This window comes from Cobetia sp. SIMBA_158 (assembly GCF_046566945.1).
GTDB classification, from domain to species: domain Bacteria; phylum Pseudomonadota; class Gammaproteobacteria; order Pseudomonadales; family Halomonadaceae; genus Cobetia; species Cobetia amphilecti.
Map to the genome: position 1 here is coordinate 1 of NZ_JAWJYL010001053.1, position 238 is coordinate 238.

Annotated in this window: 1 protein-coding gene; it reads right to left on the reverse strand. The window is 67.6% G+C overall.

What is annotated here, in order from left to right; genetic code table 11:
- Nucleotides 1–238, reverse strand: a 238-nt coding sequence (locus R2R70_RS23025) for a hypothetical protein (RefSeq protein ID WP_410979349.1), incomplete at both ends; no start/stop codon positions are given.

A 238-nucleotide genomic window follows, 5' to 3' on the forward strand; every position in this document is an offset into this window, starting at 1 on the left:
GATAGCGGAAATCAGGCGTGATGCTGCCGCTGTTGTTCGGTGCGCCCGCGCCGAGGTTCCAGTTCGACAGCACCGAGATATTGCCGCCGTTGACCGCATGGCCCGGATTGGCGAGCCCGATGCCCGGCGCGACGCTGAAATTCTGCAGCGATGCAGCGGCGAACTGGCCGGCGACGCCATCCGGTCCATGCTGGACGAATGCCATCAGCGTGCCCGGCGCTGCGCCGGACGCGTCGGC